Origin of the sequence: Paenibacillus sp. 453mf, assembly GCF_900116105.1 — a bacterium.
GTDB classification, from domain to species: domain Bacteria; phylum Bacillota; class Bacilli; order Paenibacillales; family Paenibacillaceae; genus Paenibacillus; species Paenibacillus provencensis.
In genome coordinates, this window is sequence record NZ_FPAC01000001.1 from 944,229 (window position 1) to 960,173 (window position 15,945).

General features: G+C 42.0%; 17 protein-coding genes and 1 pseudogene. 15 read left to right on the forward strand and 3 right to left on the reverse strand.

Annotation, left to right across the window (positions count from 1 at the left end; genetic code table 11):
• Positions 1 to 59: 59 nt before the first annotated feature.
• The 6 genes from BM415_RS04570 to BM415_RS04595 all read left to right on the forward strand — a co-directional run bounded on the left by BM415_RS04570 (position 60) and on the right by BM415_RS04595 (position 5,965).
• The gene (locus BM415_RS04570; protein ID WP_091155056.1) at positions 60 to 737 is read left to right on the forward strand and encodes a ribonuclease HII; all 678 of its coding nucleotides are present in this window, start codon (positions 60 to 62) and stop codon (positions 735 to 737) included.
• Between the two features lie 401 nt (positions 738 to 1,138).
• Positions 1,139 to 3,169 carry a flagellar hook-length control protein FliK gene (locus BM415_RS04575; protein WP_091155059.1) on the forward strand — a complete coding sequence of 677 codons (2,031 nt, stop codon included), beginning with the start codon at positions 1,139 to 1,141 and terminating at the stop codon, positions 3,167 to 3,169.
• Positions 3,166 to 3,477, forward strand: coding sequence for an EscU/YscU/HrcU family type III secretion system export apparatus switch protein (locus BM415_RS04580; RefSeq protein WP_091155061.1), 312 nt, complete (start codon positions 3,166 to 3,168; stop codon positions 3,475 to 3,477). Before BM415_RS04575 ends, BM415_RS04580 begins: the two co-directional genes overlap by 4 nt.
• Positions 3,478 to 3,483: 6 nt before the next feature.
• A complete protein-coding gene (locus BM415_RS04585) occupies positions 3,484 to 3,900 on the forward strand; it encodes a YraN family protein (RefSeq protein ID WP_091155064.1) in 417 nt (138 codons plus the stop codon).
• Positions 3,901 to 4,207: 307 nt separating this feature from the next.
• Positions 4,208 to 4,762: a nitroreductase family protein gene (locus BM415_RS04590; protein ID WP_091155065.1), complete on the forward strand. Its 555-nt coding sequence runs from the start codon at positions 4,208 to 4,210 to the stop codon at positions 4,760 to 4,762.
• A gap of 312 nt (positions 4,763 to 5,074) precedes the next feature.
• Positions 5,075 to 5,965, forward strand: coding sequence for a hypothetical protein (locus BM415_RS04595; RefSeq protein WP_091155067.1), 891 nt, complete (start codon positions 5,075 to 5,077; stop codon positions 5,963 to 5,965).
• A gap of 243 nt (positions 5,966 to 6,208) precedes the next feature.
• Here the strand turns inward: BM415_RS04595 and BM415_RS04600 are convergent, their stop codons facing one another.
• The gene (locus BM415_RS04600; protein WP_091155070.1) at positions 6,209 to 7,789 is read right to left on the reverse strand and encodes a YifB family Mg chelatase-like AAA ATPase; all 1,581 of its coding nucleotides are present in this window, start codon (positions 7,787 to 7,789) and stop codon (positions 6,209 to 6,211) included.
• 537 nt (positions 7,790 to 8,326) lie between these two features.
• Between BM415_RS04600 and BM415_RS04605 the strand changes: the two genes are divergently transcribed.
• The 5 genes from BM415_RS04605 to BM415_RS04625 all read left to right on the forward strand — a co-directional run bounded on the left by BM415_RS04605 (position 8,327) and on the right by BM415_RS04625 (position 11,319).
• Positions 8,327 to 8,635, forward strand: a complete 309-nt coding sequence (locus tag BM415_RS04605) for a hypothetical protein (RefSeq protein ID WP_091155072.1) — start codon at positions 8,327 to 8,329, stop codon at positions 8,633 to 8,635.
• A 14-nt stretch (positions 8,636 to 8,649) separates the two neighbouring features.
• A complete protein-coding gene (locus BM415_RS04610) occupies positions 8,650 to 9,126 on the forward strand; it encodes an N-acetylmuramoyl-L-alanine amidase (RefSeq protein WP_280142863.1) in 477 nt (158 codons plus the stop codon).
• A gap of 278 nt (positions 9,127 to 9,404) precedes the next feature.
• Complete coding sequence (locus BM415_RS04615) at positions 9,405 to 9,989, forward strand: hypothetical protein (RefSeq protein ID WP_091155080.1); 585 nt, start codon at positions 9,405 to 9,407, stop codon at positions 9,987 to 9,989.
• Positions 9,986 to 10,870 carry a hypothetical protein gene (locus tag BM415_RS04620; protein WP_091155083.1) on the forward strand — a complete coding sequence of 295 codons (885 nt, stop codon included), beginning with the start codon at positions 9,986 to 9,988 and terminating at the stop codon, positions 10,868 to 10,870. The genes BM415_RS04615 and BM415_RS04620 overlap by 4 nt, the downstream gene beginning before the upstream one ends.
• 8 nt (positions 10,871 to 10,878) lie before the next feature.
• Entirely contained in the window at positions 10,879 to 11,319 is a 441-nt protein-coding gene (locus BM415_RS04625; RefSeq protein ID WP_091155086.1) for a hypothetical protein, read from the forward strand.
• A gap of 206 nt (positions 11,320 to 11,525) precedes the next feature.
• On the opposite strand, the gene BM415_RS24640 is transcribed toward BM415_RS04625, so the two are convergent.
• Entirely contained in the window at positions 11,526 to 11,759 is a 234-nt protein-coding gene (locus BM415_RS24640; RefSeq protein WP_139236946.1) for a hypothetical protein, read from the reverse strand.
• A 143-nt stretch (positions 11,760 to 11,902) separates the two neighbouring features.
• On the opposite strand from BM415_RS24640, the pseudogene BM415_RS25430 reads away from it, so the two are divergent.
• Positions 11,903 to 12,138: pseudogene (locus BM415_RS25430) on the forward strand (IS3 family transposase); the annotation flags it as partial.
• Between the two features lie 632 nt (positions 12,139 to 12,770).
• Positions 12,771 to 13,079, forward strand: coding sequence for a hypothetical protein (locus tag BM415_RS04635; RefSeq protein ID WP_091155089.1), 309 nt, complete (start codon positions 12,771 to 12,773; stop codon positions 13,077 to 13,079).
• A gap of 114 nt (positions 13,080 to 13,193) precedes the next feature.
• Here BM415_RS04635 and BM415_RS04640 read toward each other — a convergent pair whose 3' ends face one another.
• Positions 13,194 to 13,430, reverse strand: coding sequence for a hypothetical protein (locus BM415_RS04640; RefSeq protein WP_091155095.1), 237 nt, complete (start codon positions 13,428 to 13,430; stop codon positions 13,194 to 13,196).
• Between the two features lie 617 nt (positions 13,431 to 14,047).
• Between BM415_RS04640 and BM415_RS04645 the strand changes: the two genes are divergently transcribed.
• On the forward strand, positions 14,048 to 14,503 hold the full coding sequence (locus BM415_RS04645; protein ID WP_091155098.1) for a MarR family winged helix-turn-helix transcriptional regulator: 456 nt from the start codon (positions 14,048 to 14,050) through the stop codon (positions 14,501 to 14,503).
• A 275-nt stretch (positions 14,504 to 14,778) separates the two neighbouring features.
• Positions 14,779 to 15,939 (forward strand): ADP-forming succinate--CoA ligase subunit beta, encoded by a 1,161-nt coding sequence (gene sucC, locus BM415_RS04650; protein WP_091155104.1) that lies wholly within the window; start codon positions 14,779 to 14,781, stop codon positions 15,937 to 15,939.
• The last annotated feature ends 6 nt before the right edge of the window (positions 15,940 to 15,945 follow it).

Genomic DNA, 15,945 nt, shown 5'->3' on the forward strand with positions numbered 1-15,945 from the left:
GTAAGTGTACATATGTTATGATAATGGTTATGGGTTGTGCCGTTAGGGGGAAATAACAAATGACAGAACTAAATTTGGAAATACAGGGGACGGATACGTTCGAAGAACCTGAAGTTGATATGCTAAGGTACGAAAGACAAGCTTGGGACAGTGGGGCGGAATATATTGCAGGCATTGATGAAGTAGGAAGAGGCTGCTTGTTCGGCGATGTTGTAGCAGCTGCCGTTATTTTGCCTAAAGGACTGGTGCTTGAAGGGGTCAATGACTCCAAGAAGCTGAGTGATAAGAAGCGGGAATTGTTATTCGATATCATCATGAAGGAAGCTGTCGCTGTAGGTATAGGGATTGTGGATGTGGATACGATAGACCGGATTAATATTAGACAGGCATCAAGGCTTGCCATGAAACAGGCCGTTCAGTCGCTTACCCCATCTCCGGATCATCTGCTCGTGGATGCAGAAACCGTAGACATTCATCTGCCGCAATTATCCATTATCAAAGGGGACGCTAATAGTCAATCGATCGGTGCAGCATCCATTATTGCCAAGGTTACGCGAGATCGGATGTGTAAAGGGGAGTGGGATGCGCTGTATCCTGAGTACGGAATTGCTATACATAAGGGCTATGCAACGAAGCTGCACAGAGAGCAGCTCCTTGCCTTGGGACCGACACCGCTGCATCGCAGAAGCTTTCTTGGAAAGATATTAGGAGAGCAGGAGCAGCCTACATTGTTCTAGTAGATAGGGCGTAGTGTAGCAAATAAGCAGTAATTAAGAAGTAGATGAGACGAGTGCCTCTGATGTCCATGCTTTATCATAGTATGGGTTACAGGTTAGCATAATACAATGGATGATAGATCGTGAAGCTCCTTGGAATGTATTTATCGTGATCTGTGTAATTCATTTCATTTCATTTTCATATAATCGATGGATATCAATTATGATAGTCATATTAAATTTTATGCAGTACTGTGTCTAAGAGCAGTACTGCTTTTTTACTAGGAAAGCGTTCTTCAGTGTTCTTTCCGTTATACCGATAAGATTAATAGTGTACTTTGGTAGATTAGACATAAGTATTTCAATGATACCCGTTTATATAGAATGGCACGTCATTGTTTAAGGAAAGGAGCGGATGCTATTTGAATATAGGTCAAGCGATCAGGGGAATGCTCGGCGATCCCAAGCCTCTAGGCGGAGCTAAGACACTCGAGCTGAAAGAAGGAATGGTTGTGCGTGCCGAGGTCATTCAGGTGTCACCGGATCAAAAGGAAGCCGTGCTTCAAATCAAAGGGGTGCAGGTGAGGGCAGCATTAGATGCTCCGCTAGTAGCTGGGCAAAATGCGCTTCTTCAGGTGGGTGGACAGAACAAGGACGGCATGATGGTGATGAAGCCTTTTCAAGGCACGCTTGCATCCGTATCGACAGCAACGCTTGCAGATCTACTGACGAATCTTCAGCTGCCGGATACGAAGGAGAACAGAACACTGGTTAGCGCAATGCAGCAGAGTGGAGTACCGCTGACCAAGGACAATGTGAAGCTGGTTCAATCCCTTATGAATTTAAAGCCGGCTGCAGCAGGGGATATAGAGTGGATCACCTCGGCAATTCTTGCCATGCAGAGGGGACTGCCTGTCACGGGGGCTACCGTTTCCGGTTTATATTATGCGATGTTTGGACCCGCATTAGATGAAATGCTGGGTCAGCTAGATGCAAGGTTGAATGAAGCTGCTGCGAGTGGGAAGGTACTGAGCGGTGTCTCGGAGACAGCTAGAGAGATGGCTGGCTCACAAGAGAATAGTCAAGCCCGGATACATGCTGGGAGCGAGGGGACTAGACCATCAAGTGCTGGAATGGCGCAGCAGCAAGCAGATATTCATAAAGCAGCGGGTGCAGCAGCGTTAACAGGTCAAAATGCCGGAGCTGACGAACCCGAACTTATGGTGCCCATGAAGGAAGGGAAAACAGATCCAAGGATTGTCCAAGGTAACGCCGTAGAAGCTGTAAAGACAACTTCAGCATCTGGTCCTGCAGCCGCAGAACCTAATACGACGTTTCGCTCAGCGGGCACAGGCGCACCAGGATATAATGTAGCTGGTACACTGCAGGTAGAGCTGGGTGGCGGTGATCCGGAAGTTCAGGATCACCGGGTGTATACGGGCAGCCAGGCGCAAGCGGCTGCTGCTGAACGGGATGAGGCAGGCAGAGTGACGAGCCTGCCTGTGGGGGAGGCTGAAGAGCCGAAGACGGCGACTTCAGCCACTCGCAGCCTGGACAGAGGCGAAGCTCCTGTCCAGGCTCCAAGAGGCGCAGCAGCGGGCGGGGGCGAGCTTGTGCTGCGTACCGCAGCACTGCTTGCCCAGCTGCGAGCTGCGCCGCAGTGGCCGGCCGGAGCTGATTCGGCCGGCACGGGGGTGGCTGCGGCAGCGCAGGGCATGCCGCAGCAGGACGGTGCTGATGCAGTGCCAGCACCGGCAGTGCAAACGCCTGCCACCATGAGGGATGACTCGTGGGTGGCGCGTGTGCTGAAGCTGCTCGGTGCTGAGCACGAGCAGCAGGTGGTGCGCGGGGCGCTGGCACCCGCGCAGGCAGAGGTGTCCGCTGTAGAGCAGGCGGACACGCTCAAGAGCGTGCTGATGCAGATTGAAGCAAGTCCAGAGCTGCCTGCTGGTCTCAAGGAGACCGCAGGACAGCTCGTGCACTTGCTTACAGGGCATCAGCTGCTGATGAACACCGACCGAACCGCTCCTTTTGCCCAGATGAACTGGTTCATCCCTCTGAGCGGAGCGGACGGACAGACGACGGCGAATGTCCAGATCCAGTCCCGCCGCGGACCGCGCGGTGAAATGGATGCATCCCATTGCCGAATATGGTTTGACCTGAACATGAAGCGGCTCGGCCCCACACTAATCGACATGCAGGTGGCAGGAAAGGTCATCAGTCTCCATATTCGCACGGATAATGAGATGGCTGCGCAAATATTTGAGCTGGGGCGTGCACAAGTGGACAGTGCCCTGCGGAGCACAGGTTATCAGCTCTCGGTATATAAGTCAGAGGTGGTTGAGAATCGTCATGAGCCAAAAGAACAAGGAGAGGCTTCCTCTTCCTCCGTCATTAACAAAATAGCCTCCTATGTGCCAGAATCATATAAAGGGGTGGATATGCGAGTATGAAGCAGCAATCACAAGAAAGCGTGGTTCGTAAGAAGGCGGTTGCTCTCAGATACGCACCTGGCGAGGCAGAAGCCCCTGTCGTGGTTGCAAAAGGGGATGGAAGGCTGGCAGAATCCATCCTGGAGAAGGCACTGGAGCATGGCGTTCCGATTCAGGAAGACCCCGCTCTTGTCGAAGTGCTGTCTAAGCTGGATTTGGATGAACAGATTCCTCCTGAATTGTATCAGCTCGTTGCCGAAGTGCTTACATTTGTATATCAGGCCGAGCAGAAGGCAATTGCATCAGCAGGACAGGGAAATGAGGTGTAAGCGACGATGAAGGAATATTTTAATTCCAAGCCGGCTGCACCTAACAAGAGGAAAGATTCTCGCAAAGAGAAAGGTGGAGCCGGGGAAAAGGCGGCTATGCAATACCTTAAGCAGCAGGGATATGACATTATGGATACGAACTGGAAATGCAAGAGCGGGGAGCTCGATATCGTTGCTCAGAAGGACGGAACCTATATTTTTGCGGAAATCAGAAGCCGGACAAGCCTGGATCGATTCGGGACTCATCTGGAATCGGTCAATCAACGAAAAATAGCTCAGGTACGCCGTACCGCAGCCGTATATATTCAAGAGCGCAAATTATACAATAGTCCCATTCGCTTTGATGTCATAGGGGTTCTGCTGAATCGAGCAAACTGGACAGAGGAACCATTACATATCGATCACATCATAAATGCATTCTAATCAAATCGTTTGACTAAGGGCTTAGTAATGTCATTCCTGAGCCGAAGCCAAACGGTTTGATGTTGTTCGCCAAGATCGATTTAATCTATGGCAAGTGCTTCGAGAGAAGCTGCACGAATGTTCGGGCATGGTCGATCATATTCTAATTTTAATTGCAAAAACAGCCTTTAGTGGAACTCGTAGGACGGATAATGATTTGACTTTATATGAAGAACCGAGGTATGCTAACACCAGTATCTAATTGATAAAGATTATCATTATCTGTGTTGGATTAAAACTTCATACCTGTTAAGGAGGATCATATAATATGAATGAATCGCAAATTGCCTCATCTGTCCATGTAAAGGATGTCATTCGTGAGCGCCGGACGATTAAGAAATTTAAGCAAGAGGCTGTGCCGGTTGAGAAAATTACCGAGCTGCTGGATACTGCGGTGTGGGCACCGAATCATAAGCTTCGCGAGCCTTGGAGATTTCTCTTGTTTACAGGTGAAGGTCGTCAGAAGCTGGCTGAGGCGGTATCGAATGAAATGGGCGAGGACAATAAATTTGTCAATGCCGTACTTACGAATCCGACAACGCTGCTTGTCATCATGAAGGAAGATCCGCGCCAAGCGATTTGGGATGAGGATTTTGCGGCAACCAGTGCACTTATACAAAATTTCATGCTCGCAGCATGGAGTGAAGAGATCGGGACCTTCTGGATGACCAAGCCGTTTCTATATGGACCTAAATTTAGAGAAACCCTGAATATTGTTCCTGGCGAGAAAATTCTCGGTATGATCTATGTAGGATACCCTGACGTTGTACCTAAGCCTCAGGAGCGTACTGCTGCAGCGGCCAAATTAACAATTTTTGAGTAAGCTATAATAAGACGAAATAAGACGAAGCTCTTCTGAATTGATCAGAAAGAGCTTTTTTGTTTTCTTTGTCAAGCACTATTTGATGTGACAGTTTGTAGTATTAGTTTGTTGTACAATTCTGCTCTAGGAAGGTGGATTCCAGGATTGTTATTAAGGATTACTACTCTAATATTTGGTGAAAGAAAAATGGGTGAATAAATTTCAAGTGGTAGTTGTAAAGGGCTTAGATTTTTGTAAATTAGTCTTATGAAATTTATAATGGTTTGTACGTAAGAGTGCAGTCCATTCATTTAATGATAGGGTGATTTATCTATGAGCTTGGCTTCATTATTGAATACGAATTCCACTTTGCAGAGAGTTATTCGAGAAGTGACACCAGTAGCCGGTGATTTTTATTCTGATGCAGCGGCAGCGCCATTCAAAAATAAAAACCTATTGGCAGAAGCCCAGTTCACAAGTTACGTGTCAGGCCTTATTCGAACCTCATTTCAATATCTAGCCTGTGCCATGATTGCGAGAAAGAACGGTGATTCTCCTGATATGGCGTTTAATCCATTTGTAGTAAAGGGACATGAAGTCATAAATGAGTTTTTTGAGGATGTTCCTGAGACTGCTGTACTGAATCAGCTATATGCCGAATTTAGATCAAAATGGACAAGCTTTGTTCATGGTGAGCAGATTCATCCCTCTGAGATGATCAGAGGTGCTTTTATGTGCAGTAAGCTCGATACGATATATCGAGTGGGCGTAAGGTCTACTTTTACCAGTACAGAACAATTTGTTAAACAATTTACAATACCCCCCACGCCAGATGTGATGGAGGACTTAATTCAATTAATTCAGATCTTCAATGAGCATTTTACCACTATCCATGGCAATACGTTCTACTCCCCGTCCTTTGATCAAAAACGCAGGGTGGTGGGCGGTGCTTACGCTGATGTGATGAACGACGGTACCTTATATGAGTTAAAGGTGAATAAAAAATCAGGATATGCTTGGAAGGAAGCTGCAGAGCTGGTTGGGTATTATTTGTTAAATAAAATAGAAGGAGAGCCGTACCCGATTAGGAGACTAGCCTTCTACAGAGCTCGATTTGGCACTACCGAATACGTCGATGTCGATTGGCTTGAGAATAAATATGATCTAGACCATGCAGCAAGGATGTTATCTAAGGCGAAAAGAGGCGGTTTTGATTACAGTTGAGTGTATGTTGTTTATATTGTAATGTATCTAGTATCCTGTTCGAATGTAATATATCATCTACTGAATTCTATTGAAGTCTATTGAAGTCTATTGAAGTCTATCAATCTCGATCGTATCCAATCTCATTCATTATTAATCCCTATATTAAACCCTATATTTAACTCATTTAAAATTATATCTATCTAATAGCTGCATCCTCAGGATGCTCTGTATTGAATGGTTAGTCCTATTGGTTAGAAATTCTTAATCATACTCCGGCATCGCAACCGATTTTAAATCTAAATTACGATATTGTATCGCTTCTGCAACATGTTCGATCTGGATTAAATCCTGCCCTCCCAAATCAGCAATTGTTCTGGCCATCTTCAGGATCCGATCATAGGATCTCATACTGAGTCCGAGGGCATCAATGGTTTGAACCAGCATTTCGGATGCATCACGCTCAAGGTTGGCATAACGTCTTAACAGTCTGCCGGACAGCTCACTATTCCAAGAGATAGGGTAATTCTTGTAGCGCGCTGCTTGAATTTTATGAACGGAGAGCACCATCTGAAGCATCGTTTCCGAAGAAGAGGTTACTGTTGCCTCTAATCCTTCTCTAGGTCTTGGAACTTCTACCTGCAGATCAATTCGATCTATTAAGGGACCGGATATTTTCGCACGATAAGCAGCAACCTTGGCAGGGCTACAGGTACAGCGCTGCAGCTGAGGATCTCCACCGGCGTATCCACACGGACATGGATTCATGGATGCAGCGAGCATAAAATGAGCAGGGAAAGTAAAGGCGGCTCTTGCCCGGCTCACTGTAACCTGCCGATCCTCTAACGGCTGCCTGAGCACTTCAAGCACTTGTCTGCTGAATTCCGGCAGCTCGTCAAGAAATAAGATCCCCCTATGGGCCAGACTTACTTCCCCAGGCTTGGGAACTGTCCCACCCCCGATAAGTCCTCCGCTCGAGATCGTATGGTGAGGGGAACGAAAAGGGCGTCTGGTTGCAAGCCCGCTGACTCCTTCTTTGAGCTTACCCGAAGCACTTAATATTTTGGTGACTTCCAGTGCCTCCAATTCAGACAGCGGTGGAAGAATGGTCGGAAGACGTTTAATGAGCATGGTTTTTCCCGTTCCAGGCGGTCCTACGAGCAGGATGTTATGCATGCCTGCTGCTGCAATGGTCAATGCTCTTTTGACATGCTGCTGACCGAGAACATCCAGATAATCCTCAGGAAGGGAAGGATGCTCTTCATGAGCAGTCGAGGTAGGCGGACGATGACTGATCAGATGCTTGTAGTTCTCTATCAAGATTTTTCCATCAGGTGAAGTTGAATTGTCCGGAATGATCTCTTTTAGATGAGAGAGGCCAAACACATCAATTCCACCAATAATTGCTCCTTCTGCGGCATTTTCTTGAGGCAGGATGACCGAATCAAAGCCCTGTCTGCGTGCTAAATCCACCATACTGAGAACGCCAGGCACAGGCCTAAGACTCCCATCCAGCGCGAGTTCGCCGAGAAACAGTGTCTTTTTGTCAGGGGGAAGCAGCAGCTGCTCACTGGTCGATAGTATTGCGAGGGCAATGGCTAAGTCAAAAGAGGACCCCTCCTTCTTCAGATCAGCTGGCGCCAGATTGATCGTAACCCGCTGCATCGGATACTGAAATCCGCAGTTCTTAATCGCTGCGCGAACCCGTTCCACCGCTTCTCTAATGGCCGAATCCGGAAGTCCGATGATGGAGGTCTGGGGCAGACCGTTCGAGAGATCCGTCTCCACCTCAATTAATACCCCATCTATGCCATATAAACATGCACCGTATAATTTTCCATACACCAAAAAGCACCCCTTTACGTATTCGTCTCATAACAAAATCATGAGCGTATCAACGTGAAAAAAGGTGCTTCCTTATTTTCAAGTAAACAGGAATTAGATTTAATATAAATCATCTTACATCAAATAAACTGTATTCTGATTCTATAAGGAAGATTCAAAAGTATAAATAATGGGCTACAAATTTTACTTACAGTTAATTGTAAATAGGGATAACTTGAAATGTCAAGTATGACTTTTTTGATGGTAATGAAATCCATATTGGTTGGCAGTGGGGTTCAAAAGTTATGAATGGAAAAGTATCTCTATTCGTGCTTATCACCGTAGAAAGGGATATGAGACGTTACTTAAAAGGAGTGGTGTGAAAAATGAAAAAAATAAAAAAATTAGCTCAGTATTAGCGGGAACGATTTTATCGGTTAGTATGCTAGGGAGCTCACTATCAGCGAATGCAACTACGCGCCAATTGTATCTGGTAGATTTTCCAGGATTACGATATACACTATGTAAACAATTCGACTACAGGAAAGGGAATTTAAAATGGCTTACGTATTTTATGAACCATATAAAGAAGGTTATGGCACAGTCACTTATATATATTTCACGGTTCCGCAGGAAGAGTTGGGAAACTATGTAGAAGTTGACGAAGTACCGGGTCCTGAAAATTTGGCACCGGACCTAACACCAATTCAACGGATAGATATAACTAACAAAACTATTTTTTATGAATACGTTTCTAACGGATCGCTGGAATCGAAGGTGAAAGGGTTGCAGGGAGAAAATACAGCTCTTAACGAGGAATTGGGTAGCCTGCTAATGCAAAGCGCAGTTGATAAAGCAACTATGTAAAGCTTCAGAATGCTATTCACACTGCTGTAATGAATGAGCTCAAACCATTCGGTGTAATTGATCGGGGTCAGAAGACAGAGAACTTGCATATGGTCCGTGAAAGTAAAATGCCAGCAGTCTTGACAGAAAATCTATTTATAGATGTCTTAGCTGACTCAGAACGCTTAAAGCGTCCAGAGGTCATTCAGGCGATCATAGACGGACATGTTAAGGGGATTGCATCATACTTCGGTATAAAGCGGAAGGAGACTGCTAAGGTGACTACAGAGAGGGATATTCATAAGGTTAGCGATTGGGCTGAGTCAGCCTGGGAAGAAATGACGAAGAACGGATACTATGACGGGTCCAGACCGGGTGCAACCCAGACAAGGGAAGAAGCAGCTGTCGTTATGTATCGGTTCAGAAAGAATTTCCTAAAACTTATTTCAATCATTTCTGAAGATATCGCCGAGCTTGATCGAAGACTAGTAGAGATTGAAGTAGCTGACTAAATGAAAAAGCCCTGTTCTCGTGGATAGGGCTTTATTTCCATTTAAACATCTTTTTTCTTATTTTGATTAAATAATAGCACCCATTAAATGAAATATATTCCTCTATTGTAAATATTTAAAGGTTAATCATGCTTAATCACTCTGCTATACTTATCAGTACACATTAGCAATAATTCCAAGACTTTCTTCCCTTGGATAATTATTAGCTAGTATGTCACTATTATCATTTGTCCGGGCAGTGATCATAGATCTATACGTAACATGAGGTGAATTGTTGAATGAATAAGAAAAAAATAATAATAGTTGGGTTAGTGATCTCTCTCTTCGCTGTAGTTCTGTTTACTATGGGATTTACAGATGATAAGAATAACAATACCTACAAGTTCAATATTAAGTCAAATGATGAACTATTAGAAGAGTTTAAGGATAGCTCTTTAACTATTGAAAACAACAAGAAATTTGGTAAAGAAAAACAATCACAACTTGTCTTAGATATTGAACTTCAAAAAAATGAAGAAATGTCGCCTGAGATGACACTTTATAATGGAAGTATATCGGGCAAGTTAAAACTGAAAGAAGAAAAACAATTTTTCAACTTTACAGGTCAAGATGTATTTCGTGAAGTGAAATATGACGATCGGACAGTTTACATTGGAAGTGTCTCAGTTCAATTAACAAATAAAGTTAACCAAGAAGAAGCAATCTTGGGTATCAGATTTGAACCTAAAACTAAAAAAATTGATGTTGCATTAACATCAGGGTCTATAGGTGAAACTGCCTTTATCCCATTTGGAGAGGCATTTCTAACTAAAAATGACTGGGATCAAATCAATAAGATTATTTATGGAGAAAGCCAACAATGAAAAAACAAAAACAATATATTACGTTGCTCATCGTTATTTTAGCTATTTTCATTTTTTCAATTAAACCTTCTAGTGCTGTAGCCGATGCATATGAAAAGTACTATTATAAAGGTTATAATTATGCCACCGGGATCGGTGAATTAAATTTCAATCCTAACGGTACTATACAAGAGAACAACGCTGCTACAATTGCTGTCTCTAGTTCTGTTGTTTATGATGGATTCTCAGGTAAAGCTAGAATAAAAACCTACACACGTAACGGCATAGTTCAACAGTGGTATAGTCGTAATTATAAAATGCCAGGTGACATAAGAGCTACACAGGTAACAAACTCAAAAATTGTAACTACATTTAAGTCGCAAAGTGCTGTCGATAATTTTATTGCACCTTCGAATATATTACCAAAGGAATCCTCTAAAGTAGCTATTCCTGGTTTGGGATGGTTAGCTGACGGACTATCGATACCGTACTTAGGAGGTATCATTGATACAGCTCTCTTTTTAATCAATGAGTCATCAGGTGGAGTTAAACATAACATAGATGGATTAAACAAATCTGCATCAATATACCTTACAAGTGTCTCAAAAGATAAAACAGAGATACCACCTAGTGTTGGCGTTGCAAATGCTGATAAATATACCGCAGGCGTGTACGATCCTGCAACAGGCACATATAAAGCAGGATACAAACCAAAATCGATAGGAGCAGTCTCAAACTTTTTGTTTCACTACGATGTTCCTGAAGGTGTTACAAGAAATTTACAAGCAAGTGCTAAGGCATATTACACTGTATTTACAACAAATGATATTTCTTATTACTATCCTGTTGATGTATATACTCGACAAGCTACGCACTACTTCACGATTACAGGAAGAAAGTAAGGTGAACTATGAAAAAGAATATATTAATTTTGTTGGTGATTGGTCTAGCAATAATTATTGGAGTTTATTCAATAATTACAGCAAGTAAATACCACGCTCTCACTAGCAAAATTAAAGATCTTCAACAATTACAGCTTGTCAGCATAGACGAGCGGGCCGCTAGTATTAATTATCGGTTTTCAGCTTTAATTACTGATAATAACATTACGAATCAGGAAATGATTGACGCGGCTTTCCTCATTGAAGAATTCAGAAATATAACTGAACCATATGGTGCGCTTACTCCACTTGATGAAGATGAGGGTGCACTCGGTGCATTATATGCAGTTTACGGGAAAGCTTGGAAGGCTATAAACTATAAACCATCTGACATCACTGTAAATGATGTTAAGAAAATAAACAATTCAATTGATGAATTTAGAAATGGTGTTAAAGCCTTGGGGCATTAATGTTGAAACAAAATAAGCCCATTTGTATAATAAGAAAATATATGAGAGGTCATGTTCCTTGAGAATAGGCCTCTCCAGAGTTGAATGCTTTTAGCTTTCATTTGTTCCGAAATCATCGCAAAGCTTGATTAGAAGAAATAAAGCAGATAATGATTAATTTATAAAAATCAAAAATACCCTCGCTTAATTTGGCGAGGGTACATTTTTTATAGCTTTTGAATAGTTGAAATAGTAATCAATGTGGCGTTTGTTGTACCTCCACCTATATTAGCAAAAGAATAAGCTGCCGTTGGGACTCCTCTTAATCTAACAGTATCACCTTCTAGAATATCTCCAGTAGAACCAAAATAATATCCCGTGATTGAATTAAAGTCATCGTCCAAGATATGTACAAAAGCTATCGTTCCAGTTTCGGTCTCTTCTTCTTGAATAGTTATCACATCACCTGTAATAGATTGGATCGGCTACACCAAATTATAGGTTTACAGAATTAATTTTAATATGATAGATTGCTTTAGGCGAGTTAATGTTAAAATAACTATTATTGAGTATTTTTAACAAATAAACATTGTAGGAGGACAATGACTTATTTAATAGAGAAATTATTGGACACAGTGCAGGGCCTTTAATTTCTCGTGCCTTTGCCACGGTAGAAGGCGACTTGAGCGACATTCAATGGTTTCATACGGATCGTGGCAGTGAATTTAAGAACCAAACGAAGGATGAGCTGCTAGGGGCGTTCGATATTGGTCGCTCTCTTAGCACGAAAGGTTGTCTCTACGACAAGCCACCTACAAAGTAGTGAAAACAGAATTTGTAAACCAGATGAAGTAAGTTATATTGACCCGTAAGGTTTATTTAAGAGTGAACCAAAGGGTTTGGGGAATAATACTCTAAATCCTAAAGACATCCATTCATTATATGCAAAGTTCTATTAAAAATAAAACCGGTGAGTATACAGTAACAGGATATGCAAATGCATTAAAATCAGGTACTCTATCACCTACTGATTTAAAAAGAATTAATGTATGGAAAGATGATTCAATGAAAATATGGACTTTGAAGAAATAACCAGTCAATTGGGCTTCAAAAGAGATAGTCAGATGTGGAAATGAATTATATTAAGAGTTAGAAAAAGTAAAGGATAAGGAACAATTCACAAAGTTTATTTCTTTGTTAGCAAATGATTTTAAGTTAAAGCCCGACGAATGGGAGAATAGTGATATAGAGAGCTTTCTTCATGGGTTAAAATCGTGGGTAGAAGATATGGAGGGTTATTATGAAAATGACAACCTCCCAATCCCAACGACATAAACTGGAATTTTATTGCAACTATAGTTTATGTAGTTAAACTATAAGAAATAATTTAAAAAAACCTTGATAGGCTTTTAGCTTTTTTTATATTTCACTGTTCTGTTCAGTACCTTGGCAATCGCTCTGGCGAGCTTTTTATGTTAGAAATATTGAAGAAATTTAATGGATTCATTGCGGAATATAATTGGGAAGTAGGACTCGCTATGCTAAAAAATGACCTCATAGGAATTATAGCTGGGATATTCTTTACTTGGATTGGATATTTTTATGTCAAAGATTTATATAATGTCGTTAAAACGGGATTAAAGGAGCAGGAAGCAAAACCTGCAATGTTTCTCGCTGTATTATTTGAGATTCTAACTTCCTTTAGCACATTAGGATACCTATTATCTTTCGTTGGAGGAATACTAATCACTTTGATTAGCATATATTCAATATTATTTTGAGATTATTCGTAATCTATAACGTCGTGCTGTTTATTAGCTGTCGAGAATGATCTCGGGAGCTTTTTTCATGCCTCTTAGATTAGGATTAGACTAAGCTTAATTCCGATACCTTAATCAAGTAATAGTCTGATAAATAATAATTGCCAAGATCGATAGAGCTGCTAGTCCCGCAACAAAATAAATAATATACATGAACCATTTGATTGGCTTTGGCAAGCTGCTCATATGTACTCTCTTCGTAGGAGCACCCATTACATTACGATAATGATCCGTCGCACTATTGAAAGAAACATTTTCATGTGATTCGTTTGAAGTATTCTTCTGATGATTATCATTAGATTTATGAGTCACAATCCATTCACTTCCTTGGAAATATACTTTTTTATTCATAAGTAAAAATTTTAATATATAGTAATTATACTATACTAAACATACCCGCATATTTCCACACAAAAGGAAAGCACCTATTCTACGCTGCTCTCGTCACATGATCTTGAGAGTGTCAGTGTGAATAGGTGCTTCCTCATTTTCAAGTCATTCTGGATGTTCAAGAATCTTCATCTGAATCTGTATCTTAATTATAAATAAGAATGATACGGAATTATCTATATAAAAATTCTCAGCAGCATACAACAATTTATAGGGAAATAGAAGACATTATTGCTATAAATGTACCAACTTTAAATACCAGTACGCTTAACCTGTAGGCTGCATGAGAATTGTATATACGGATGGATAACGTTATGGAGTCAATAGGGACGCAGTGATGATAATGTAGTAATACCGAAAAATATATTGTGTAAAATTAAATTTATCATAATAAAATATAATTGTAAATAATTTTCATAAATTAAATGTAGATTTTTATGATTGCTGTGCTAAAATAAGAAGAAAATGTGAATTATCCTGCTAAAGAACATTAAAGACAACTTGATTAAAACATAATCTGATAAGCGGGTGGAGGTACTATGTCGATTCATGAAGAATTGAAGCTGGAGAACCAGCTTTGCTTTGCTATATATGCATGCTCTAGAGAGATTACTAAACTGTATCAGCCTTTTCTCGATAAGCTTGGAGTGACTTACTCACAGTATCTCGTACTCATGGTGTTATGGGAGCATAAGGAATGCACGGTTAAGGACATTGGAGAGAAGCTCTACCTGGACTCAGGCACGCTGACTCCGCTGCTCAAGAGAATGCAGTCAGCCGGCCTTATTCATCGCGAGCGTTCTGTGAGCGACGAAAGAAAGGTTATGATTACGTTGACGGAGGAAGGTGCGAGGCTTCATGATGAAGCGCTGCATATTCCGCTTGCGATGCGCTCAGGAACGAGCGATGATGATGAGCAGTTTGGTGTAATGCTCAATCAATTCAAAGGACTGTTAGCCAAAGTTCACGATGCAAACGTGGAGAGTAAGCAGTAATAACTGAGAATGGGGTTAAACAGATAAACTGAGTATAATTGTGTATAGTTGAAGCCTTCTGGTTAAAAGTAACTAATTAACCATGAAGGTTTTTTTATTTTACATTTATTGCCAAGTATTCGATATTTGGAATGATACCGATATCAAAATACACTCGTTCCGAGATGAATTTTTAAGGTAAGCGTTTTAAAAACATGATACAATGATGTGGGTTTATAAGGAAACATGTCATTTAACCCGCCTTGTTGCAGTCATGTTGATAGGAGGATTCGAGAATGAATATCCATGAATATCAAGGAAAAGAAGTGCTGAAACAGTACGGAGTTACCGTTCCGAACGGGAAAGTTGCTTACACGGTAGAGGAAGCGGTAGAGGCCGCAGAGTCGCTGGGAAGCCAGGTGACTGTAGTAAAAGCGCAAATCCACGCAGGTGGACGCGGTAAGGCAGGCGGCGTAAAAGTAGCCAAAAATTCAGATGAAGTACGTGCATATGCTTCCGAAATTCTCGGTAAAGTGCTGGTCACTCATCAAACAGGCCCTGAAGGTAAAGAAGTAAAACGTCTTCTTATCGAAGAAGGATGCGATATTCGCAAGGAGTATTACGTAGGTGTTGTCGTAGACCGCGGAACCGGACGAGTTGTCATGATGGCTTCTGAAGAAGGTGGTACCGAGATTGAAGAGGTAGCGGCAGCAACACCAGAGAAGATTTTCAAAGAAGTCATCGACCCTGCGGTTGGTTTCCAGGTATTCCAGGCGCGGAGACTTGCTTATGCAATTAACATTCCAAGTGAACTGGTCAATAAAGCGGTGAAGTTCATGCTCGCGCTGTATGAAGCATTCGTTGACAAAGATTGTTCCATTGCCGAGATTAATCCGCTCGTTGTCACAGGCGATGGCAACGTTATGGCGCTGGATGCGAAGCTCAATTTTGATTCCAATGCGTTATATCGTCACAAAGACATTCAAGCTTTGCGTGATCTAGATGAAGAAGATGAGAAAGAAATCGAAGCATCGAAGTATGACCTGAGCTACATAGCGCTTGATGGTAACATCGGTTGTATGGTAAACGGTGCGGGTCTTGCCATGGCAACGATGGATATCATCAAGTATTACGGTGGCGACCCAGCCAACTTCCTTGACGTTGGGGGCGGTGCTACAACAGAGAAAGTAACTGAAGCATTCAAGATTATTCTGTCTGATGCTAAGGTAGAAGGAATCTTCGTCAACATCTTTGGCGGCATCATGCGCTGTGACGTCATTGCTGATGGTGTTGTTGAAGCAGCGAAGCAGCTTGGCCTCACCAAACCTCTTGTCGTAAGACTTGAAGGAACGAACGTTGATCTGGGCAAGAAAATATTATCCGAATCCGGTCTTAACATCGTAGCAGCGGATTCGATGGCAGACGGTGCACAAAAAATCGTTGCCCTCGTTAAATAATTCATT

What these genes read in the sequence shown, in the direction of transcription:
- BM415_RS04570 (WP_091155056.1), top strand. Translation starts at nt 60, where the DNA reads ATGACAGAACTAAATTTGGAAATACAGGGGACGGATACGTTCGAAGAA.
- BM415_RS04580 (WP_091155061.1), top strand. Translation starts at nt 3,166, where the DNA reads ATGAAGCAGCAATCACAAGAAAGCGTGGTTCGTAAGAAGGCGGTTGCT.
- BM415_RS04585 (WP_091155064.1), top strand. Translation starts at nt 3,484, where the DNA reads ATGAAGGAATATTTTAATTCCAAGCCGGCTGCACCTAACAAGAGGAAA.
- BM415_RS04590 (WP_091155065.1), top strand. Translation starts at nt 4,208, where the DNA reads ATGAATGAATCGCAAATTGCCTCATCTGTCCATGTAAAGGATGTCATT.
- BM415_RS04595 (WP_091155067.1), top strand. Translation starts at nt 5,075, where the DNA reads ATGAGCTTGGCTTCATTATTGAATACGAATTCCACTTTGCAGAGAGTT.
- BM415_RS04605 (WP_091155072.1), top strand. Translation starts at nt 8,327, where the DNA reads ATGGCTTACGTATTTTATGAACCATATAAAGAAGGTTATGGCACAGTC.
- BM415_RS04615 (WP_091155080.1), top strand. Translation starts at nt 9,405, where the DNA reads ATGAATAAGAAAAAAATAATAATAGTTGGGTTAGTGATCTCTCTCTTC.
- BM415_RS04620 (WP_091155083.1), top strand. Translation starts at nt 9,986, where the DNA reads ATGAAAAAACAAAAACAATATATTACGTTGCTCATCGTTATTTTAGCT.
- BM415_RS04625 (WP_091155086.1), top strand. Translation starts at nt 10,879, where the DNA reads ATGAAAAAGAATATATTAATTTTGTTGGTGATTGGTCTAGCAATAATT.
- BM415_RS04635 (WP_091155089.1), top strand. Translation starts at nt 12,771, where the DNA reads ATGTTAGAAATATTGAAGAAATTTAATGGATTCATTGCGGAATATAAT.
- BM415_RS04645 (WP_091155098.1), top strand. Translation starts at nt 14,048, where the DNA reads ATGTCGATTCATGAAGAATTGAAGCTGGAGAACCAGCTTTGCTTTGCT.
- sucC (WP_091155104.1), top strand. Translation starts at nt 14,779, where the DNA reads ATGAATATCCATGAATATCAAGGAAAAGAAGTGCTGAAACAGTACGGA.